Source organism: Croceivirga lutea, from assembly GCF_014235875.1.
In the GTDB taxonomy this organism is placed as follows: domain Bacteria; phylum Bacteroidota; class Bacteroidia; order Flavobacteriales; family Flavobacteriaceae; genus Croceivirga; species Croceivirga lutea.
This window is the reverse complement of record NZ_JACJUK010000004.1, coordinates 40,485-61,240: the sequence shown is the minus strand read 5'-3', so window position 1 is coordinate 61,240 and position 20,756 is coordinate 40,485. Positions and strand designations below refer to the sequence as shown.

The window sequence follows — 20,756 nt, the reverse complement described above, 5'->3', positions numbered from 1 at the left end:
AATGAGGATTCATGAACTTTTGCATCCAAGGGAACAGATTATCATCATAATAGATAGAATTTACAAAAGAGGTATGACGACTACCTCTGGCGGTAATATTTCTATTAAGGATGAGGATGGTAACATTTGGATAACACCCTCAGCAATTGATAAAGGAACCCTCAGGGCCTCCGATATTATTTGCGTTAAACTAGATGGAACTATCGTAGGCAAACATAAACCTTCTTCAGAGTTCCCATTTCATAAAGCAATCTATGATATTAGGCCAGATATAAAGTCAGTAATACATGCGCATCCGCCTGCATTAGTATCTTTTAGTATTGTTCATAAAATTCCAAATACCAATGTAATTCCGCAAGCAAAAACTATTTGTGGGCCTATAGGTTATGCAGCATATAAGCTGCCGGGAAGTCAAGATTTAGGAAGTGTAATCGCCGAAGAATTCAAAAAGGGCTTTAAAGCCGTAATTATGGAAAATCACGGTATTGTTCTAGGCGGTTCGAATATTGATGATGCTTATCAAAGATTCGAAACCTTAGAATTTTGTGCTAGTACCTTACTTTATGGTCAAATGTTAGGAACGCCGAACTACCTCAAAAACGAACAAATACAAGCATTTTATAATCAAATTACTGAGCTAACAGAAACAAAAAATAATCCTAAGTACACTTCTGAAGAGAGAGAAAAAAGAGCTAAAATATGCACCATTGTTAAAAGGGCGTGCCAACAAGGGTTAATGATAAGTTCCTATGGAACAGTTTCTGTTAGATGGAAAGAAAATGATTTTTTGATTACTCCAAGAGATTTTTCTAGATGGGAAATCCAACTTGATGATATAGTTCAAATAAAAAACGGAACAAGAGAAAAAGGTAAATATCCAAGTAGGGCCACAGCCATCCATCAAGAAATATATCGTAATAATCCGAATGTAAATTCAATTATTATGACTCAATCTCCATATTTAATGGCATTTAGTATTACTGATGTTCATTTAGATGTAAGAACTATTCCCGAGAGTTGGATTTTTTTACAAGACTTGTTAGCATATCCCTTTGGTGACCATTTTACTAGTAATAAAGAAAATAAGCTTTGGACAGATTCCAAACCTGCAGTACTTATAAAAAATGACTGTGTTTTGATTACCGGAGATGAATTATTACAAACATTTGACCGCTTAGAAGTTGCAGAATTTAGTGCTAAATCCCTTGTAATGGGGGCTTCTCTTGGTAATTTAAAACCAATTAATGATCAACAGATTAAGGAATTAAAAGAGACTTTTTTAGGGTGATCTTTATTATTTTAAGAACCAATGTACAATATCACTCCAATAATGAACCTGAGAATGCTTTGTGGTTAGTACTTTGGCGCCTTAAATAGATTTCTATAAATAATTAATAATTCAATAAACAACTTAGAAAAACAAATAATGAAAAAAGTAGTAACCTTCGGAGAGATAATGCTTCGTTTGGCACCTCAAGGATTTTTAAGATTTTCACAGGCCAACAGTTTTGATGTAGTGTATGGCGGTGGTGAATCTAATGTTGCTGTTTCTTTAGCTAATTATGGTGTACCCGTAGATTTTGTAACTCGTTTACCTAAGAATGATATTGGTCAATGTGCTCTTATGGAAATGCGTAAGCGTGGTGTGGGTACAGATAAGATTGTTTACGGTGGTGACCGTTTGGGTATCTATTTTTTAGAAACGGGAGCTGTATCTAGAGGTAGCAAAGTGGTATATGACCGTGCACATTCTGCCATGGCAGAAATAGAAAAAGGCATGGTTGATTGGAAATCGGTCTTTGAAGGTGTTGAATGGTTTCATTGGACTGGTATTACCCCAGCTATTTCTCAAGGTGCAGCAGATGCATGTTTAGAAGCGGTAAAAGCAGCTAGTGAAATGGGTGTTACCATTTCTACAGATTTAAATTATAGAGCTAAACTTTGGAAGTATTGTGATGATGCTAAACGCGAAGAAATTATGTCTGAGCTTACATCGTATTGCGATATTGTTTTGGGTAACGAAGAAGATGCTGAAAAGCATTTTGGTATTAAACCAGAAGGTTTAGATATTACAACTCAAGGAGAGCATGTAAAGGCAGAAGCCTTTTTATCAGTATGTCAACAAATGATGAAGCGTTTTCCTCGTGCTAAAAAAGTAATTACAACCTTAAGAGGTTCACTTTCTGCGAGCCATAATACTTGGGCTGGTGTGTTATACGATGGTAAGACTATGTACAAATCACCAGAATACCAAATTACACATATTGTTGACCGTGTAGGTGGTGGCGATTCTTTTATGGGTGGCTTAATCTACGGATTGTTAAAATACCCAGAAGACGACCAAAACGCATTGAATTTTGCGGTTGCAGCGTCTTGTTTAAAACATACCATTAAAGGTGATGCTAACTTAGCAACAGTAGAAGAAGTAGAAAAATTAATGAGTGGCGATGCTTCCGGTAGGGTAGCTAGATAAAAATAGTATGGCACAATATTCAAAATTAGAAGTATTACAAGCAATGCAGGGCACTGGAATGGTGCCCCTGTTTTACCACCCCGATGTAGAGTTGGGCAAAAAGGTTTTAAAGGCGTGTTATGATGGTGGCGCTCGTTTACTAGAATTTACCGCCAGAGGAGACTTTGCCTATGAAGTATTCTCTGAATTAAATAAATATGCGGTTAAAGAATTACCAGGTATGATTATGGGTGTAGGTTCCATAACAGACGCTGCTGCAGCAAGTTTATTTATGCAAATGGGAGCGAACTTTATTGTAACCCCATCGTTGAGAGAAGACATAGCTAAAGTATGTAATCGTAGAAAAGTACTATGGTCACCGGGTTGTGGTAGCTTAACAGAAATCAACGCAGCAGAAGAGTTAGGTTGTGATTTGGTTAAACTGTTCCCTGGGTCTACATACGGTCCAGGCTTTGTAAAAGCAATTAAAGGCCCACAACCATGGACAAGTGTAATGCCAACTGGTGGTGTAAGTACAGATGCCGATAACCTAAAAGGATGGTTTGATGCTGGAGTAACTTGTGTAGGTATGGGGTCAAAGCTTATTAGTAAAGAGCTATTAAAAAATGAAGATTACGAAAGTTTGCAAAAGTTGGTAAAAGGTACCTTAGAGCTTATTGCATCGTTACGCTAATAAACTGTTTTTTATGAGTTTTATAAATGATAACTTTTTATTGCAAAATTCTTTTAGCGAAAAACTCTATCATGAATATGTAAGAGATTTACCAATAATAGATTATCACAATCATCTACCACCAAAGGATATTGCTGAAAATCGTATTTTTCAAAACCTTTCTCAAGTCTGGTTAGAAGGTGATCATTATAAATGGCGTGCATTACGTGCTCAAGGGGTGGATGAAAAATATATTACGGGTGATGCCTCTGATAAAGAGAAATTTTTAAAGTGGGCAGAAACAGTACCTTACACAGTAAGAAATCCGCTTTACCATTGGACACATCTTGAGCTTAAAAGATATTTTAATATAGATGATTTACTCACCCTAGAAAATGCGGAGGAAGTATATAGAGAATGTTCTAATAGACTACAAGAGACCCCTTACCATACAATAGGGCTACTAACTCAACGCAAAGTAGAATTTTTGGGTACCACAGATGATCCTGTAGACACTTTGATTTACCATAAAATCATAGATGAAAATAATGATGCACCTAAAACTTTGCCTACATTTAGACCTGATAAGGCTTATGCGGTTGAAAATATTTCTACTTATCTAGATTATTTGGATTTACTCTCAAATGTATCGCAAATAGAAATTAAAACTTATGATGATTTAATTTCTGCTTTAGATAATAGAATAACGTATTTTCACGATGTTGGGTGCAGAATTGCCGATCATGGATTGGAACAGCTATATGAAGTTGATAAAAAAAGTGGAGATTGCAATGTAATTTTTAATAAAATAAAATCTAGAAAAAACCTAAGCAAAGAAGAAGTAAAAACATTTAAATCAACAACCTTATTACTTCTTTGCAGAAGGTATCATGCAAAAGGATGGGTTCAACAATTCCATTTAGGCGCTATTAGAAATAATAATACGAGGCTTTTAGATAAATTGGGATCAGATACTGGTTTTGATTCTATGGGTGACTTTTCGCAAGCCAAAGCACTTAGTAGCTTTTTAAATAATCTTGACAGTACTAATCAATTAAGTAAAACTATTCTTTACAATTTAAATCCTGCCTATAATGAGGTATTTGCAACAATGGCTGGAAATTTTAATGATGGTACTGTAAAAGGAAAAGTGCAATATGGTTCTGCTTGGTGGTTTCTCGACCAAAAAGACGGAATGGAAAAACAAATCAACACCCTGTCCAATATGGGTTTGTTGAGTAGTTTTGTTGGTATGCTTACAGATTCAAGAAGTTTCTTATCTTTTCCAAGGCATGAATACTTTAGACGTATCCTTTGTAACCTAATAGGCCAAGATGTTGAAAATGGAGAACTACCAGCTGATGAAAAATGGCTTGGTAAAATTGTAAGTGATATCTGTTATTACAATGCAAAAGCATACTTCGGACTATAAAAAATTGAACTTATGGAAACAGTAAAATGGGGCATTATTGGTTGTGGTGATGTTGCCGAAGTTAAAAGTGGTCCTGCGTTTCAAAAAATTGCAGGCTCCGAACTTCTTGGGGTTATGCGACGTAATGGGAAAAAAGCCCAAGATTTTGCGCAAAGGCATCAAGTTCCTATTTGGACAGATAATGCAGACGAGTTATTGGACAATGATGAGATCAATGCGATTTATGTGGCCACCCCGCCATCCACACATTTAAAGTATACAATGGATGCCCTTACGGCGGGTAAAAACGTGTATTTAGAAAAACCTATGGCACTTACATCGGAGGAAGCACGGGAATTAGTAACTGCCGTAAACAATAGTGACAACAAGTTATCCGTTGCCCATTACCGCAGAAAGCTGCCTGCCTTTGAAAAGGTAAAGGCATTGCTTGACAACAAGGCGATTGGCTCGGTTCTTTTTGCGGACATACAAATTCTACAGCCTAAAAATTCTGATATCGTAGCCAATTCTGAAGAAAACTGGCGGTTGAACCCTGCTATTTCGGGCGGGGGCTATTTTTATGATTTGGCCCCGCATCAAATAGATTTGATGTACCATTACTTCGGAGAATTCGAAGACGTATCAGGTTTTTCTACCGGAGAAGTAATTGGTGTGGCGGATACCGTAAACGGAATCATCCTTTTCAAAAATGACATCCAGTTTCGAGGCCTTTGGAATTTCACGGCTTCCGAAACCTACAAAAAAGAAGAATGTGTCATTTACGGTACCAAAGGAAGCATTTATTTTACTTTTTATGGTGATAATGTCATCCTAAACAACCAAGATAGGGAAACCGTTTTCGAATTCAAAAATCCTAAACACATTCAGCAGCCTATGATTGAAGCCGTTGTTTCCTATTTCCTAGGAAATGAAGAAAACCCCTGTTCAGCTGAGGAGGGACTTACCATAATGAAGGCTATGGAAAAACTTTCTGGGCGATAATCAGCCTATTCTTCTTAAAGCCCAAACTGCCTTGGTAGCCACAAACTTAACTCAGGAAAATAGGTTACCAAAAACAAGGCTATAATCATTGCTATAAAAAGCGGTAGCAAAGGTTTGACTACCTTTTCTATAGATGTCTTTGCGATACCAACCCCAACAAACAGCACCGAACCTACGGGCGGGGTGCACAATCCAATACAAAGGTTCAACACCATTATAATTCCGAAATGAACTGGGTCAAGGCCTAAGGCCGTCACTACTGGTAAAAAAATCGGGGTAAATATGAGTACTGCCGGAGTCATATCCATAAAAATCCCAACAAAAAGCAATAGTAAATTGATTATCAACAAAATGACTATAGGATTATCACTTAAGGCTAATAATGCGGTACTAATATCTTGTGGAATGTTCTCATAGCTCAATGCCCATGACATACTCATAGAGGCTCCAATCAACAACATCACAATGGCCGTAGTTGCTGACGAATCCAATAAAATCTGTGGCATTTTAGATAAGCTGATTTCTTTATATAACAATCCCAATAAAAAACTGTACAACACCGCTATGGCCGATGCTTCGGTAGCTGTAAAGATTCCCGTAACAATACCGCCGATAACCACGACTAACATAAAAAGACTTGGCAGAGCATCAATAAAAGTTCTGAACACCTGTTTGAAGGTACTGCGTTTTCCTACTTTATAGCCCTTCTTTTTTGCCCAGACCGATGCAACTATCATTAGGAACAAACCTGTTAAAATTCCAGGGATATATCCCGCCAAAAACAACGCCGCAATAGATGCACCACCGCTGGCCAAAGAATATACAATTAATACATTACTTGGTGGTATGACCAAACCTGTTGTGGCCGCGGTAATGTTAACAGCTGCACCGAACTCTTTGGAATAGCCTTCTTTTTCCATTTCGGGACCCAAAATACTACCCATTGCAGATGCTGCGGCCATAGCCGAACCTGCAATGGCCCCCATGAGCATGGCTGATATGATATTTATCAATGCCAATCCACCTGGGAGTGCGCCCACCATAGTCTTGGCAAAGGCAATGAGCCGATGCGCTATGCCTCCCTTGTTCATCAATTCCCCTGACAGAATAAATAAGGGTATCGCCAAGAGCGCAAAACTATCTAGGCCCGTTCCAATACGTTGGGAAACGGTCGTTGCTGCCGGCAATATTGGGATGCTGACCATTAAGGTCAGTAAAGAGGATATGGCAATACTCCACGCAACAGGAGTTCCTATGGCTAATAGACAAACAAAACTGAGTACAAGTACGAGAATAGGAATGTATTCCATAGTCTATTGTTTTTTTAGGATATCGGACAGTTTATAATAAATAATCAATACACCACTAATAGGTATGACGGCGTAGACCACAGCCAAAGGCACTTGCAAGGCAGGGGAATTTTGACCGAGCACATAGGTAATGTACACCAATCTGGAACCGCCAATGACCATCGCGACCAAGCAGAACAGAATAATCAACAAACGAACCACCAACATCAGACGTTTTTGGGTAGGAGGATTGAACCTTCTTGGAAGCACATCAATAGCCACGTGCATATTTCTACCAGAAACGTATGCGGCACCTAAAATACCGATCCATATCATTAAGTACCGTGCGAGTTCATCGGTAAAAGAGCTTGGTGAACCAATAATAAACCTACTAGCCACTTGCCAAAGGACATTGATGACCATAATGGCCATGATAATAACCAAAAAATTGGCCAGTATTTTGTCTATAGTTTTTCGTAGTTGCATGGTTTGAATTTTTGGTATTATTCGGTTGCCTGAATTTCTTTAATGAGCTGATACATCACCTCATCATCTTTATATTTATCAAAACTATCTTTTATCTTATCGGCAAAAAGGGTTTTATCGGGTCGAATAATTTCAACACCCGCTTTTTTTACGGCCTCCAAAGCTTCATTCTCCGCTTCTAGCCACAGCTCCCGTTGGTATACTACGGATTTTTCAACAGCTTCTTTTAACCAACCTTGTTCTTCTTGGGTGAGTTTTTCCCACGTTTGGGTACCTGCAAGTAAAACATCAGGCAGCACAGTATGTTCATCCAATGTGTAGTATTTACAGACCTCGTAATGTCTAGAAAGGTAAAAACTGGGCGGATTGTTCTCTGCACCATCTACAACCCCTTGTTGCAATGCCGTGTAGAGTTCGCCCCATGATATGGGTGTGGGAGAGCCTCCAAGCCCGCGCACCATATCCATGGCGGTAACGCTCTCCATTACCCTGATTTTTTGCCCTTTTAAATCTTCTGGAGCATTTACCGGTTTATTTTTGGTGTAGAAACTACGACTACCCGCATCGTAATAGCCCAATCCCTTTAACCAGTATTGTTCGCCATCGTTCAACAATTGTTGCCCAATGGAACCATCTAACACACTAAAGGCATGTTCACGGCCGCGAAACAAAAAAGGCAAGCCCAATACTTTCATTTTTGGAGCGAAATTTTCCAAAACACCTACTGATACCTTGGTCATATCCAAACTTCCTATTTGCAGTAATTCCAGACATTGCCGTTCGGTACCCAATTGCTGACTGGGATAAATTTCAAGTTTTAGCTTTCCATCGGACAAGGCTTCAAGGTCCTCTCCCATCTTGACCATGGCCTTGTGCACCGAATGGCTGACATCCAATCCGTGACCTAAGCGCAATGTTTTAAAATTCTCTGATTCTGAGCAGGAGTTGTTACAGAATACCAAAATTAGAATGATAGAAAAATATTTGAATCTCATAACTCTTTATATTACAGTTACCTGTAGTGGATTTTGCAATTTATGAGCGAATTCTTCCAAATAAGCTTCCCATTCGGTCTGGGTCGAAAATTGACCACTTTTTTTCCAACCAAAACCAGCGTAATACACTACTTTTTGGTCGTTCGTCTTGATATGAGCATATAGGTTGCTATCGTCTTTTTTATTCGTCACATAATGGTCATGGCCTGTCATCATATCATCAGGAATAACAATACCAGTACCCAGTTCTGAGTCTTCATGGGGTTCCCAGTAGCTTACCCAGCCATTCTCTTGATTTATCCCAATTTCTCCATCTTTTTCATGAAGGGTCAATCCGGCAGAAATGGTATCTGTTCCCTTTAGGGTTATTTCAAATCGGGACAGATTTTGGCCATAATCCAAAGAAATCTTTTTCTCCTCAGAAATTGTTTTTCCATTGGCATCCCAATCCGCATATCTTAAAATAAAACTCGTGCGAATTGGACCTGTACTTAAGGTTTTCCAACTGGTAAAATTTTTTGAGATGTGGTATGAAGTATCCACCTTTTTAGCAATACCGCCAACACCACGACTGATGCCCACGTGGAAATTATCCAATCCTTCGCCATCATCTTTGTGGTAGCTGCCATCGGTCTCCAATTCTTTTTTGTACCATTTATTAATAATAGGATAGTCGACACGCTTTAACCACGCATCCATTCCGCTAGATAAGGTACCGCCTTTGACTCCGTCTTCTTTCATTTTCTGTGCAACGGGACCATAAGTCCTAAACGCTACACGATTATTTTCCCACGCGTAATCATCGGTGCGTTCGGGTACAAATCGCGAATAACAAGCAGGGTCACCTTCGGTTTCCGCTTCGGTATTACCGAAATGAACCTCATAAGTTTTGATTTCATTCGCCCCAATTTCAGGTTGAAAAAGCAAGGCGTCAACAAGACCATCACCATCGGTATCTACTTCTTGGGTGGTCATGACTTCACCCGTTTCAGATTCCTTTAAAACAATAGCAGCAGAATTAGTATCGGTTTTAATGACTGAAAGGTCAACTGAAACGGTTTCAAAAGCACGTTCGACATTCATGGTATTCTCAACCAATATCTTTTGTGTAACTGTTTTTTCTTGACAGGAAATAGTAAAAACTGTTATCAGCACCACTAGAATTGAAGAAAAGGATTTCATAGGATATGTTTAGTTTTCATTAGATGGTTTTCCGATAGTGGCCAAAATTCCCCCATCAACATAAAGCACATGGCCGTTTACAAAGTCACTGGCTTTAGAGGCCAAAAATATCGCAGCTCCTCCCAATTCATCTGGATCACCCCATTTGGCGGCCGGAGTTCGGTTGACAATGAATTCATTGAAGGGATGTCCATCTACCCGAATGGGAGCCGTCTGTGAAGTGGCAAAATACCCTGGGCCAATTCCGTTAATCTGAATATTATGTTTGGCCCATTCGGTGGCCATGTTCTGGGTGAGCATTTTTAATCCACCCTTGGCGGCGGCATAGGCACCAACCGTGTTTCTCCCCAGCTCGCTCATCATCGAACAAATATTAATGATTTTACCTTCTTTACGCGCAATCATTCCTTTTACCACATGTTTTGACATGATAAACGGACTTACCAAATCGATATCGATGACTTGCTTAAAATCGGCTACTTCCATTTCTTCCAAAGGAGTTCGCTTAATGATTCCGGCGTTGTTAACCAAAATATCAATGGGACCGACCTCGCTTTCTATCTTAGCGATGGCCTCTATCACTTGGGCCTCATTAGCCACATTGAATTTATATCCGACCGCATGAATACCTTCCCCTTTATATACTTCAAGCGCCTTGTCTATTTTTTCTTGGGAAGAATTTCCGTTGACAACAAGTGACGCCCCGGCTTTGCCCATCGCTTTGGCCATGGCCATCCCCAAACCGTGGGTACTGCCCGTTACCAAGGCGATTTTACCTTTAAGATTGAATAGTTCTATACTCATTGAATTATCTTAAATCAGTTATTTTGGCCACATCCATATCACCATAATCTAAATTCTCACCAGCCATGCCCCAAATGAAAGTATAGTTTGAGGTGCCCGAACCGCAGTGGATGGACCATGGTGGGGAAATGACCGCTTCGTGGTTCTGCATCCAGATATGGCGTGTTTCATGGGGTTGTCCCATAAAATGGCAAACAGATTGCCCTTCGGGGACATCCAAATAAAAATAGACTTCCATACGTCTATCATGCACGTGGGCAGGCATGGTATTCCATACGCTTCCTGTCTTCAGCTCGGTCATTCCCATTTGCAATTGGCAGGTAGTTACAATGCCACCAATAATCATTTGGCTTACCGTTCTGTGATTTGCGGTTTCCAAAGAACCCAATTCCAATTTATTGGCTTCGGCAAGACTTACTTTTTTGGTAGGATACGAGGTATGTGCTGGGGCAGAGTTCAAATAGAACTTCGCTGGAGCCGAGGAATCGTCACTTTTAAAAATGACCGATTTAGCCCCTTGACCAATATATAGGGCGTCTTTGTGCGCTAGGCTAAAGGTTTCCCCATCAACTTCTACACTTCCGGAACCACCAACGTTGATAATGCCCAACTCTCTTCTTTCTAGAAAATATTGCGCTTTCAACGGGTCTATGGTTTCTAACTTCAGTGGGCTATCTGGTACGGCCGAGCCTGCGATATACCGGTCGTAATGGGTATAGGTGAGATTGATTTTCCCTTTTTCCATCAGGTTATCAATCAAGAATTCATCTCTAAGTTCGGTAGTGTCGTATTTTTTAACCGCTTCAGGACTTGAAGCATATCGTGTTTCGTAGGATACTGACATTATAATTTTTTTATGTTTAGTTAACTATTGATTTTCTGATTCCCAATTCTAGGCCACGTAATTCGGCTAGTCCGCGTAAGCGCCCAATACCGGAATAACCTGGATTGGTCTTTTTCTTGAGGTCATCGAGCATCTTATGCCCGTGATCGGGTCTCATTGGCATTCTGGTATCTTCACGGCCGGCAGCTTTTCTTTTTTCTTGTTCATTGACCAAAGCTTTCATGACACCGTACATATCCACATCGCCCTCTAAATGGTTGGCCTCGTGAAAATTACCGTATTCATCCCTTTTTGTGCTTCTTAAATGTATAAAATGGATGCGATGCCCCAAACGTTCAATCATACCCGCCAAGTCATTATCGGCACGAACCCCAAAAGAGCCCGTACAAAAGGTGAGTCCATTATTTGGACTATCGACCGCTTGATACAGGTCTACAATATCTTGTTCGGTACTGACTACTCTGGGCAACCCTAAGATAGGATATGGCGGATCATCAGGATGAATGCATAGTAACACCCCAGCCCGTTCGGCGGCAGGAATAATATGGCCCAAAAACTCAAAAAGATGCTTCTTTAATTCTTTGGGACCTATGTCTTTATACGTATTCAACACGTTGTTAAAAGCCTCAAGGGTATAGCCTTCCTCAGCACCTGGTAAACCGGCAATGATATTGTTGCTCAGTTGTTTTTTTTCTACCTCCTTCAATTGATCAAAATAGGCTTTGGCCGCTTTCTTTTCTTCTTCGGAGTAACTTTCATTAGCCCCAGGTCTTTTCAAAAGAAACAATTCAAAAGCGGCGAAAGCTGCTGCTTCGAAACGAAGTGCTGTCGAACCATCTTCCACTTCATAATCTAAGTTGGTACGCGTCCAGTCCAAAACAGGCATAAAATTGTAGCAAACGATATCGATGCCGCATTCGCCCAAGTTGCGCAGCGTTTGTTTATAGTTTTCAACATAGTTCATGTAGCCATCAGCCTGGGTTTTGATAGCCTCGTGAATAGGGACACTTTCTACCACCGACCATGAGAGCCTGGCGTTTTCTATTTCTTTTTTTCGTTTTTGAATTTCCTCAATCGGCCAAACTTCGCCATTGGGTATATAATGCAGGGCACTTACAATTCCCGTTGCCCCGGCTTGTTTTATATCCGAAAGCGATACCGGGTCGTTCGGACCGTACCATCGCCATGTATTTTCTAAACCGTTTGTCATTTTAATCTTTCCTATAATTATACACCACTAAATGCGCTAAATCCGCCATCAACAGGAACCACCACTCCAGTAACAAACGAAGCGCCTTCTCCGCATAGCCAAAGTGTAGTGCCTATTAAATCTTCAGGTTCACCAAATCGCCCCATGGGGGTTTGGCCAATAATAGTATTTCCCCTTGGGGTCAACGAACCATCGCTTTCTGTTAATAAAGCACGGTTTTGGTCGGTAAGAAAAAAGCCAGGTGCCAGGGCATTGACCCGTATTCCTACTTTTGAAAAATGTACCGCCAGCCATTGCGTAAAATTCGATACAGCAGCTTTTGCACCACTGTATGCAGGAATTTTGGTCAAGGGCGTAAAAGCGTTCATTGACGAGATATTTAAAATACTGCATCCCTCTTTTCCCACCATATCAGCTGCAAATACCTGGGTTGGCAACAGGGTTCCAATGAAATTCAAGTTAAAGGTGAACTGTATACCATCGGCATCCAAATCAAAAAAAGTCTTGAACCCTTCCGTAGTGTTTTTCAAATCATCCATTTCAAAAAATGGATTGGAAGTGGTCCCCAGCGGGTGGTTTCCTCCGGCTCCGTTTATCAATATGTCACAAGGCCCCAATTCTGAATGAACTATTGTTCTTGCTTTCTCGAGGGAATCTTTTTGCAACACATTGGCCTCAACACCAAGTGCCGTGCCCCCATCATCTATGATTTCTACTGCAACCTTGTCGGCAGCTTCTTTATTAAGGTCCAACACAGCTATTTTATGGCCTTCTTTTGCTAATGCCTTTGCCAAAGTGCTACACAATACACCTCCGGCACCAGTTAAAATAATGGTTTTGGTTGTCATTTATTTTACTAAATATTTGTTTTGGTAATATTAATTTATTTGTTCGAAACATTTTTTTTTAGGAGGTATAAAAACGTACACAATACCCCTAATCTAGTCCATTTTAATAGATTAAAATTAGGTAGTGAATAAAGTTTACCCATCCTGTTGTATCTTGTTTTAAATGTGATACGTTTTTATAGAATTATCAATTTTATATTAGAAATAGCTACTTGAATGTTTCAGAATAGCTTATTAGTTTTTACACCTTATGAAATCTCTGTTCATCTTTTTGAATTTATTAATTGTAATTACCACTTTTTCACAAGAAAATTATAACCCATATATATTTAATCATCTTAGTACTTCTGACGGACTTTCTCAAAGTTCGGTAATTACCATGGAGCAAGATAAATTGAATAGAATGTGGTTAGGTACACGTGATGGGTTAAACCTATATAATGGTAGTAGTTTTAGAATATTTAGGAATAATCCATCTGACAGTACTACAATCAGCAACAGTGATATTTTAAGTATAAAAGAAGATTCTCAAGGTTATATTTGGATTGGAACCTACAACGGCCTAAATAAATATGACCCTAAAAAAGATTCATTTACAAGATACTATCACTATGCAGATAAAAATTCTTTATGTGACAATTCTGTTTGGGCAATAGAAGAAACAGCAGATGGCAAACTCTGGATTGGCACAGCAAATGGTTTAAGTATTTACAATAAAAAAACAAATCATTTTACTAATTATCAGCTCAAAGAATTTGTAAAAGATGATCAACTTTCATCTAATTTTATTTTGAGTATAAAGCAAGCAAAAAATGGTACAATATGGATAGGAACTTCTAAGGGCTTATTTAAAGCAAGTAAAAAGGATAATCATTCTTATAATTTCAAGTCAATTTCGCCATTACATAGTAAAGATTATCCATACGTTCAAAATATGTCTCTTTGCGATGACAACACCATTTGTATTGGTACAAAAAACTTAGGATTGTTGCAGTTTGATTTGATATCCGAATCATTTATACAAAATAAACTATTAGAACAATCCGAAGATGTAAGAGCTATAATTTCAGGCAATAATGGAGAATTATGGGTAGGCACCTCTATAGGTATTGCTATTATTAGTCCAGAAAAACACGTGAAACGACTTGAGTATGACCCAAATGATGATAATGGCTTAAGCCATAACTATATTAAGTCTGTTTTTAAAGATCGTAAAGGTTCAATTTGGATTGGCTCATACTATGGAGGAATTGACATTTGGGATGAATCTAACACTAATTTTATTAATCTTACAGAATCTGATAGTAAAACAAGACTTTCTCATAAAGTAGTTAGTTCAATAGTAGAAGACAGCTATAACAACTTATATTTTGGAACCGAAGGTGGTGGAATTACTATCTTAAATACCAATTATAACGAAACCAAATTTCTGAATACCTCCAATACCAATTTTTTAGAAAGCAACAATATAAAATCACTTCTAATTGAACAAGATATACTCTGGATTGGAACGTTTGACAAGGGTATTGAAACATTCAATCTAAAAAAGAACAAGCAAGAACCAAATTTAGTTTCTAAAGAACTTAATTCACTTTTAGAGAACACTGGAATATATGCAATAACTAAAGGTATTAATAATGAAATTTGGATAGGCACCTTTGGTAAAGGTATTTGGCGATATAATCTTAAAGACAAATCAATCTTCAATTACAGAAACAAAACCAATTCTGAAAAGAGTCTATCTAGTAACAGAGTTCGTTGTTTAATGGTAGATAAAAACTCTAACGTTTGGGTGGGAACCCAAAGCGGTTTAAATCTATTGACAATTTCTGATTCTGCAAACAATAGAGTTCAAATAAAGCGCTTTTTTTACGATATAAACACAAGTTCTGGAGAGGATGTTTTAACCCTTTTCCAAGATACAAAAGGTGTTATCTGGGTCGGCACAAGGGCAAAGGGGCTGTTTAGATTTAATGGAAACACCTTTAAAAAGGTTACCATAAACACCGCAAGTGATATCACTTCAATATATGCTATGCTTCAAGGTAATGATAATACTATGTGGTTGAGCAGTAATGAAGGATTAATTAAATATGATATAAACAACAGAACATTCCAAAATTATTCTGAAAAAGATGGTTTGGTCGGTAATGAATTCAGCAGTGGAGCAGCTTTAAAGCAAGGGCAATCAAAGTTTCTATTTGGAGGGCCAAATGGTGTATCAATCTTCGACGAAAACAAGCTAACTACAAATTCTTATAGCCCACAAGTAATTTTAACCGATTTTAAACTCAAAAACCAAACCGTAAAAGTTAATCAAAACAATGGTGTTTTAACGCAGAATATTTCGTTTACCAAAACCATTAACCTTGACCATAAAAACACAAACTTTTCTATTGATTTTTCCATTCCAAATTACATCAACTCAAATAGTAATTACTATAAGTATCGTATGCTTGGCTTAGAGGATAATTGGATTCTTACCAATACACCTAGTGCCAATTTTATAATACAAAGACCGGGTAATTACATATTCGAAGTAAAAGGAGCGAATAATGATGGGGTATGGAACAACAATCCAACATCCTTAAAAATAAATGTTGACCCATCACCCTGGTTAACCAATTGGGCAATTACCCTATATTTCTTGACCGTTCTAGCCATATTATTTTGGCTAACCGGTATTATACGTTCAAGAACAAAACTGAAACACCGTTTAGAATTGGAACATGTTGAAAACGAAAAAAACAGAGTTCTAAATGACGCAAAGTTGCAATTTTTCACAAATATTTCTCATGAATTTAGAACACCCTTAACCCTTATTACTGGCCCTTTGCAGCAGTTATTAACTGATTATAAGGGCAGTAGTGTAGTCTATAAAAAATTATTGGTGATAGAAAGCAATGCAAATAGACTTTTACAATTGATTAATAGATTAATGGACTTTAGAAAACTTGAACACCAAAAATATACCTTAGAGGCGGCCGAAGGCAATATTGTAAAGTTTTTAAAAGAAATTTATTTATCATTTTCAGAATATGCAAGATGCAACGGTTTTTCCTATAAATTTTATTCCGAAGAAGAAGAAATCCTGGTCTATTATGATAGGCCCAAGTTAGAACAGGTTTTCTACAACTTAATTTCCAATGCCTTTAAATACACGCCAGCCGGAGGTGATATACAAATTGAAGTACAAAAAGACCAAGAGAATATTGTAATTTGTATAACTGACTCCGGGACAGGAATACCTGACGATTACAAGGAAAAAATCTTTGACCGATTTTTTGAAATACCAGAATTTCAAAAACCTGCAAATGCAAAAGGTTCTGGGACAGGTATAGGGTTATCTATAGCTAAAAGTATAGTAGACCTGCATAAAGGAGATATCAGTGTAAGCAATGCTCAAAATAGTGGTGCAATATTCAAGGTCCGCTTAAAATTAGGGAAAAATCACATTGAGCTAAATGAAATCAACCATGAATACAAATTCAGTGATGATTTAGGTTTGTATAAGTCTCAACTTATTAAGAGTGATTTTGATGCTTTAATTGGTACTGAAGATTTATTACAAGAAAAACAAAAAGACACAATTCTTTTGGTTGAAGATAACGTGCCTTTGAGGAATTTTATAAAAGATTTTCTTAAAGACAAGTACAATATTTTAGAAGCTGGTGATGGTAAAGAAGCATTGTCGAAAGCTCTAAAACATGACCTAAACCTGGTAATATCTGATGTTATTATGCCAGAAATGGTTGGCACTGAATTATGTGCTAAATTAAAATCAAATTTAAAAACCAGTCACATACCCGTTGTCCTTTTAACCTCTAGAACAGCTCTGCTATATAAGTTTGAAGGTCTTGAAAATGGGGCCGATGATTACATAAGTAAACCATTTAACATAACAGAATTTAAACTGCGAATTAGAAACCTAATTGATTCGTCTAAACGAATGCGCACCAAATTTTCTGAAAAACAAAGCTTACTTGCTAATGAAATTGTGGCATCGTCAATGGATGAAAATCTTTTGAAAAAAGCATTAGAAATTGTAGAAAGTAACATCTCCAATGCCAATTTTGATATTATCACATTTGCCACAGAATTGGGTGTAAGCAGAACTTTGTTGTTTACAAAAATTAAAGCTTGGACAAATTGCACACCCAACGAATTTATACAAGAACTAAGATTGAAAAGGGCCGCTGAACTATTGGAACAGGGGAACTTAAATATTTCGGAAATAAGCTATCTAGTTGGTTTTAATAACCCCAAGTATTTTAGTAAATGTTTTCAAAAAAAATATAATCTAAGTCCAACAGCTTATATTCAGAAATTTTCTGAAAACTTCTTCGATTTAAATTAAAATCATAATCATATCCCCCAAATTTTTAGGTTTTTGTATTATTTAACCCCTATTTCTGAACTTTTAAAAACCTCTATTATGATAGTTTTGAAAAGGTTTTAATTGCCTATGCTGCGGTATTATTTCATACATACAAGACAGGCAAATTTAAAACTGATTTTAAGTTACTAACTAAATAAACTAAACTTATGTATGAAAGTGAAATTTTTAAAAAACTAAAGAATTCACTCTTTGGGGTTTTCCTTCTTTTAACCTTATCAGCATTTGGTCAACAGCAAGAAATATTTGGTACGGTTGTATCCAGTGATGATGGTCTAGGTATTCCAGGAGTTAATGTAATCGAAAAAGGAACAACTAATGGTACATCTACCGATTTTGACGGTAATTATTCCATTACTGTATCTAATAAAGATGCTATTTTAATATTCAGTTACATTGGATTTGTAGCTCAAGAACAACCTCTAAATGGAAATAGCACCTTAAATGTTACACTTAGAGAAGATGTAAGTGCCTTAGATGAGGTAGTGGTTGTTGGGTACGGTACATCTAAAAAATCAGATATTACAGGTTCTGTGTCATCAGTTAAAGCTGAAGAGCTTGCTGCATTTCCAGTACTTACTGCAGAGCAATCTTTACAAGGTAGAGCTGCGGGTGTTGCCGTACAATCAAACAACGGTGGTGAACCGGGAGCGCCAATATCTATAAGTATTAGAGGTAACACTTCAATTGGTGCCAGTAGTGAGGCTTTAGTTGTAGTTGATGGTTTCGTCGGTGGTACATTACCCCAACCATCGGACATTGAGTCTATAGAAATCCTAAAAGATGCTTCAGCTACAGCCATTTATGGTTCAAGAGGTGCAAATGGTGTTATTTTAGTTACCACTAAAAAAGGAAGTAAGGGTAGAATGGCTATAGAATTAAACTCTTCTTACTCATCTCAAAGTGTATCTGAACGCTTAGAATTATTAAATGCCTCTGAATTTGCCACTTACAGACAAGCTATAAATCCTACATATGAGCAAGGTACAGCAAATATTGATTGGCAAGATTTAATCTATACAACAGGTAGTGTAGCTAATCATCAACTTTCTTTCTCTGGAGGTTCAGAAAAGATTAATTATTACGTGTCTGGTAATTATTTTAATCAAGAAGGAGTAGTTATTAATTCAGGTTTTGAACGCTTTTCATTCTTAAGTAATATTGATGTTCAAGCAACAGACAAATTAAAATTAGGATTCAATGCATTTGCAAATGTAGGCAATAGAGACGGCGTTCAAAGTCAGGCTACTAGTGGTGGTAGCGGTGGAGGTGATGTTATCTCAACGGCTTATCGTTTTGCACCTGATACACCCGTACAAGATGCAAACGGGGTAAATACCACCAATCCTGTTGGGGATCAGTTTGACAACCCTTTTGCTATTGCCACTGAATCTATAGACGAAACTAAAACAGATGATTACAGAGCTAATTTTTATGCCGATTATCAAATTATAGATGGTTTATCTTTTAAAACAACTTTTGGTTACGGGACCACAAACAGCACACGTGGACGTTTTCAACCCTCAACACTTATAGGTCAAGCAAGTAATCAAGGGGGTATTGGTAGTATACAAGCAATTAAAAGAAAAGATATTCTTTCAGAAAATTATCTTACCTACACTAAAGAAATTGGAAAAGGAAATCTAACAGCTTTGTTGGGGTATTCCTATCAAAAAACCAGAACTGAATCTTTTGGTGCAGCAGCTCAAAACTTTATTAGCAATAGCCTTTCTTACTTTAATTTAGGAGCAGGATCAGATATACAAACCCCTTTTTCCAGTCTCGTTGAACGTGAAATAGTATCACAGTTTGGGCGACTTAATTATGAATATGATGATAGATATTTAGTAACGTTCACTGCAAGAAGAGATGGATCGTCTAACTTTTCCAGAAATAACAAATATGCCTTTTTTCCTTCAGGTGCAATCGGATGGAGAATTTCAAATGAAGAATTTCTAAGAAACAATACTACCATTTCTAATTTAAAATTTAGAGCTAGTTATGGTCTAACCGGTAATCCAGCTATTTCTCCTTACCAATCATTAGCGAGCTTTAGTAGAATTTATTCAAATGTTGGCGATCAGGCTGTCAATGCCGTGGTGCCTGAACAATTGGCAAATCCAGACCTAAAATGGGAAACCTCATACCAAACCAATATTGGATTTGATTTAGGGTTATTAGACAATAAAATAGTCATGACCTTCGACTATTATACCATAGACACCAAAGATTTAATTCTTGGAGATTCTTCTGCACCAGAATATATAGGTTTTGCAAACTTAACATCTCTTCGTAACATTGGTGAAATTAATAATAGAGGGTTAGAAATAACTTTAAATACAAAAAACATCACTAACGAAAACTTCAGCTGGAGTACGGATTTTAACTGGTCAAGAAATCGTAATGAGGTAATAAAATTAGTAGATGGCCAAGATATATTTCTAGATTCTTCTCCAGGGTCTTTTTTACAAGACGAAACACATCTTTTAAGAGAGGGTGAAGCTGTAGGTGTATTTTGGGGTTACGAGTATCGAGGAGTTAACCAAGGAACACCAGAAACCGGGACTGCAGGCTTTGCAGAAACAGGAGCTGGTGATGAACTATTTACAGATATTGATGGAGATGGTGTAATTACTGGAGCAGACAGAAAAATAATTGGTGATCCTAATCCAGACTGGATTGCCGGTTTTAATAATAATTTAAGGTATAAAGATTTTGATTTAAATATCTTTTTCCAGGCATCAGTGGGTGGTGATATTTTCAGTTATACTTTTCTTGAATTAGCTTCAGGAGAATCAAACGCCACCCCAGAGGTGCTAAATGCTTGGACACCGTCAAATACTAATACTAATATACCATCTGCAGCAGTACGGGAAAAAAGAATAACTGACAGATTTGTTTACGACGGCAGCTATATTCGTCTTAAGAACCTTGCATTAGGCTACAATATCCCACAAGATATCGTATCAAAGTTTGGTATGCAATCAGTTAGATTAGGGGTAAGCGGCCAGAACTTATTAACATTTACAGACTTTCCTGGTACTGATCCAGAAGCAAGCTACCAAAGTCAAGGAAATCTAAATAGTAATGTTAATAGAGGTTTCGATTACGGTAGTTACCCTAACATAAGGGCGTACACAGTATCATTGAATTTAAAATTTTAA

15 protein-coding genes are annotated in these 20,756 nt (G+C 37.6%); 7 read left to right on the top strand and 8 right to left on the bottom strand.

The window, feature by feature from the left end:
* The first annotated feature begins 1 nt into the window (after window position 1).
* From H5V42_RS08615 to H5V42_RS08595, 5 genes are all read left to right on the top strand, one after another.
* On the top strand, window positions 2–1,288 hold the full coding sequence (locus tag H5V42_RS08615) for a class II aldolase/adducin family protein (protein ID WP_185782755.1): 1,287 nt from the start codon (window positions 2–4) through the stop codon (window positions 1,286–1,288).
* Window positions 1,289–1,426: 138 nt separating this feature from the next.
* Window positions 1,427–2,473, top strand: a complete 1,047-nt coding sequence (locus H5V42_RS08610) for a sugar kinase (protein WP_185782754.1) — start codon at window positions 1,427–1,429, stop codon at window positions 2,471–2,473.
* A gap of 7 nt (window positions 2,474–2,480) precedes the next feature.
* A complete protein-coding gene (locus tag H5V42_RS08605; protein WP_185782753.1) occupies window positions 2,481–3,146 on the top strand; it encodes a bifunctional 4-hydroxy-2-oxoglutarate aldolase/2-dehydro-3-deoxy-phosphogluconate aldolase in 666 nt (221 codons plus the stop codon).
* Window positions 3,147–3,159: 13 nt separating this feature from the next.
* Window positions 3,160–4,557, top strand: coding sequence for a glucuronate isomerase (gene uxaC / locus H5V42_RS08600; protein ID WP_185782752.1), 1,398 nt, complete (start codon window positions 3,160–3,162; stop codon window positions 4,555–4,557).
* A 12-nt stretch (window positions 4,558–4,569) separates the two neighbouring features.
* Window positions 4,570–5,538, top strand: coding sequence for a Gfo/Idh/MocA family protein (locus H5V42_RS08595; RefSeq protein WP_185782751.1), 969 nt, complete (start codon window positions 4,570–4,572; stop codon window positions 5,536–5,538).
* 14 nt (window positions 5,539–5,552) lie between these two features.
* Here H5V42_RS08595 and H5V42_RS08590 read toward each other — a convergent pair whose 3' ends face one another.
* From H5V42_RS08590 to H5V42_RS08555, 8 genes are all read right to left on the bottom strand, one after another.
* Window positions 5,553–6,848, bottom strand: a complete 1,296-nt coding sequence (locus tag H5V42_RS08590) for a TRAP transporter large permease (protein WP_185782750.1) — start codon at window positions 6,846–6,848, stop codon at window positions 5,553–5,555.
* 3 nt (window positions 6,849–6,851) lie between these two features.
* Window positions 6,852–7,313 carry a TRAP transporter small permease gene (locus tag H5V42_RS08585; protein ID WP_185782749.1) on the bottom strand — a complete coding sequence of 154 codons (462 nt, stop codon included), beginning with the start codon at window positions 7,311–7,313 and terminating at the stop codon, window positions 6,852–6,854.
* Window positions 7,314–7,330: 17 nt separating this feature from the next.
* On the bottom strand, window positions 7,331–8,308 hold the full coding sequence (locus H5V42_RS08580) for a TRAP transporter substrate-binding protein (protein ID WP_185782748.1): 978 nt from the start codon (window positions 8,306–8,308) through the stop codon (window positions 7,331–7,333).
* 6 nt (window positions 8,309–8,314) lie between these two features.
* Window positions 8,315–9,391, bottom strand: coding sequence for a DUF4861 family protein (locus H5V42_RS08575; RefSeq protein WP_241731869.1), 1,077 nt, complete (start codon window positions 9,389–9,391; stop codon window positions 8,315–8,317).
* A 108-nt stretch (window positions 9,392–9,499) separates the two neighbouring features.
* The gene (locus H5V42_RS08570) at window positions 9,500–10,294 is read right to left on the bottom strand and encodes a gluconate 5-dehydrogenase (protein WP_185782746.1); all 795 of its coding nucleotides are present in this window, start codon (window positions 10,292–10,294) and stop codon (window positions 9,500–9,502) included.
* A 4-nt stretch (window positions 10,295–10,298) separates the two neighbouring features.
* Entirely contained in the window at window positions 10,299–11,138 is an 840-nt protein-coding gene (kduI, locus tag H5V42_RS08565; RefSeq protein WP_185782745.1) for a 5-dehydro-4-deoxy-D-glucuronate isomerase, read from the bottom strand.
* 16 nt (window positions 11,139–11,154) lie between these two features.
* Window positions 11,155–12,348: a mannonate dehydratase gene (uxuA, locus tag H5V42_RS08560; RefSeq protein WP_185782744.1), complete on the bottom strand. Its 1,194-nt coding sequence runs from the start codon at window positions 12,346–12,348 to the stop codon at window positions 11,155–11,157.
* A 17-nt stretch (window positions 12,349–12,365) separates the two neighbouring features.
* On the bottom strand, window positions 12,366–13,196 hold the full coding sequence (locus H5V42_RS08555) for an SDR family oxidoreductase (protein ID WP_185782743.1): 831 nt from the start codon (window positions 13,194–13,196) through the stop codon (window positions 12,366–12,368).
* Window positions 13,197–13,446: 250 nt separating this feature from the next.
* On the opposite strand from H5V42_RS08555, the gene H5V42_RS08550 reads away from it, so the two are divergent.
* Window positions 13,447–17,553 (top strand): hybrid sensor histidine kinase/response regulator transcription factor, encoded by a 4,107-nt coding sequence (locus H5V42_RS08550; protein WP_206682541.1) that lies wholly within the window; start codon window positions 13,447–13,449, stop codon window positions 17,551–17,553.
* Window positions 17,554–17,741: 188 nt separating this feature from the next.
* On the top strand, window positions 17,742–20,756 hold the full coding sequence (locus H5V42_RS08545; protein WP_185782741.1) for a SusC/RagA family TonB-linked outer membrane protein: 3,015 nt from the start codon (window positions 17,742–17,744) through the stop codon (window positions 20,754–20,756).

What these genes read in the sequence shown, in the direction of transcription:
- H5V42_RS08595 (WP_185782751.1), top strand. Translation starts at nt 4,570, where the DNA reads ATGGAAACAGTAAAATGGGGCATTATTGGTTGTGGTGATGTTGCCGAA.
- H5V42_RS08545 (WP_185782741.1), top strand. Translation starts at nt 17,742, where the DNA reads ATGTATGAAAGTGAAATTTTTAAAAAACTAAAGAATTCACTCTTTGGG.
- H5V42_RS08550 (WP_206682541.1), top strand. Translation starts at nt 13,447, where the DNA reads ATGAAATCTCTGTTCATCTTTTTGAATTTATTAATTGTAATTACCACT.
- H5V42_RS08575 (WP_241731869.1), bottom strand. Translation starts at nt 9,391, where the DNA reads ATGAATGTCGAACGTGCTTTTGAAACCGTTTCAGTTGACCTTTCAGTC.
- H5V42_RS08610 (WP_185782754.1), top strand. Translation starts at nt 1,427, where the DNA reads ATGAAAAAAGTAGTAACCTTCGGAGAGATAATGCTTCGTTTGGCACCT.
- H5V42_RS08615 (WP_185782755.1), top strand. Translation starts at nt 2, where the DNA reads ATGAGGATTCATGAACTTTTGCATCCAAGGGAACAGATTATCATCATA.
- H5V42_RS08580 (WP_185782748.1), bottom strand. Translation starts at nt 8,308, where the DNA reads ATGAGATTCAAATATTTTTCTATCATTCTAATTTTGGTATTCTGTAAC.
- H5V42_RS08555 (WP_185782743.1), bottom strand. Translation starts at nt 13,196, where the DNA reads ATGACAACCAAAACCATTATTTTAACTGGTGCCGGAGGTGTATTGTGT.
- H5V42_RS08570 (WP_185782746.1), bottom strand. Translation starts at nt 10,294, where the DNA reads ATGAGTATAGAACTATTCAATCTTAAAGGTAAAATCGCCTTGGTAACG.
- uxaC (WP_185782752.1), top strand. Translation starts at nt 3,160, where the DNA reads ATGAGTTTTATAAATGATAACTTTTTATTGCAAAATTCTTTTAGCGAA.
- uxuA (WP_185782744.1), bottom strand. Translation starts at nt 12,348, where the DNA reads ATGACAAACGGTTTAGAAAATACATGGCGATGGTACGGTCCGAACGAC.
- H5V42_RS08585 (WP_185782749.1), bottom strand. Translation starts at nt 7,313, where the DNA reads ATGCAACTACGAAAAACTATAGACAAAATACTGGCCAATTTTTTGGTT.
- kduI (WP_185782745.1), bottom strand. Translation starts at nt 11,138, where the DNA reads ATGTCAGTATCCTACGAAACACGATATGCTTCAAGTCCTGAAGCGGTT.
- H5V42_RS08590 (WP_185782750.1), bottom strand. Translation starts at nt 6,848, where the DNA reads ATGGAATACATTCCTATTCTCGTACTTGTACTCAGTTTTGTTTGTCTA.
- H5V42_RS08605 (WP_185782753.1), top strand. Translation starts at nt 2,481, where the DNA reads ATGGCACAATATTCAAAATTAGAAGTATTACAAGCAATGCAGGGCACT.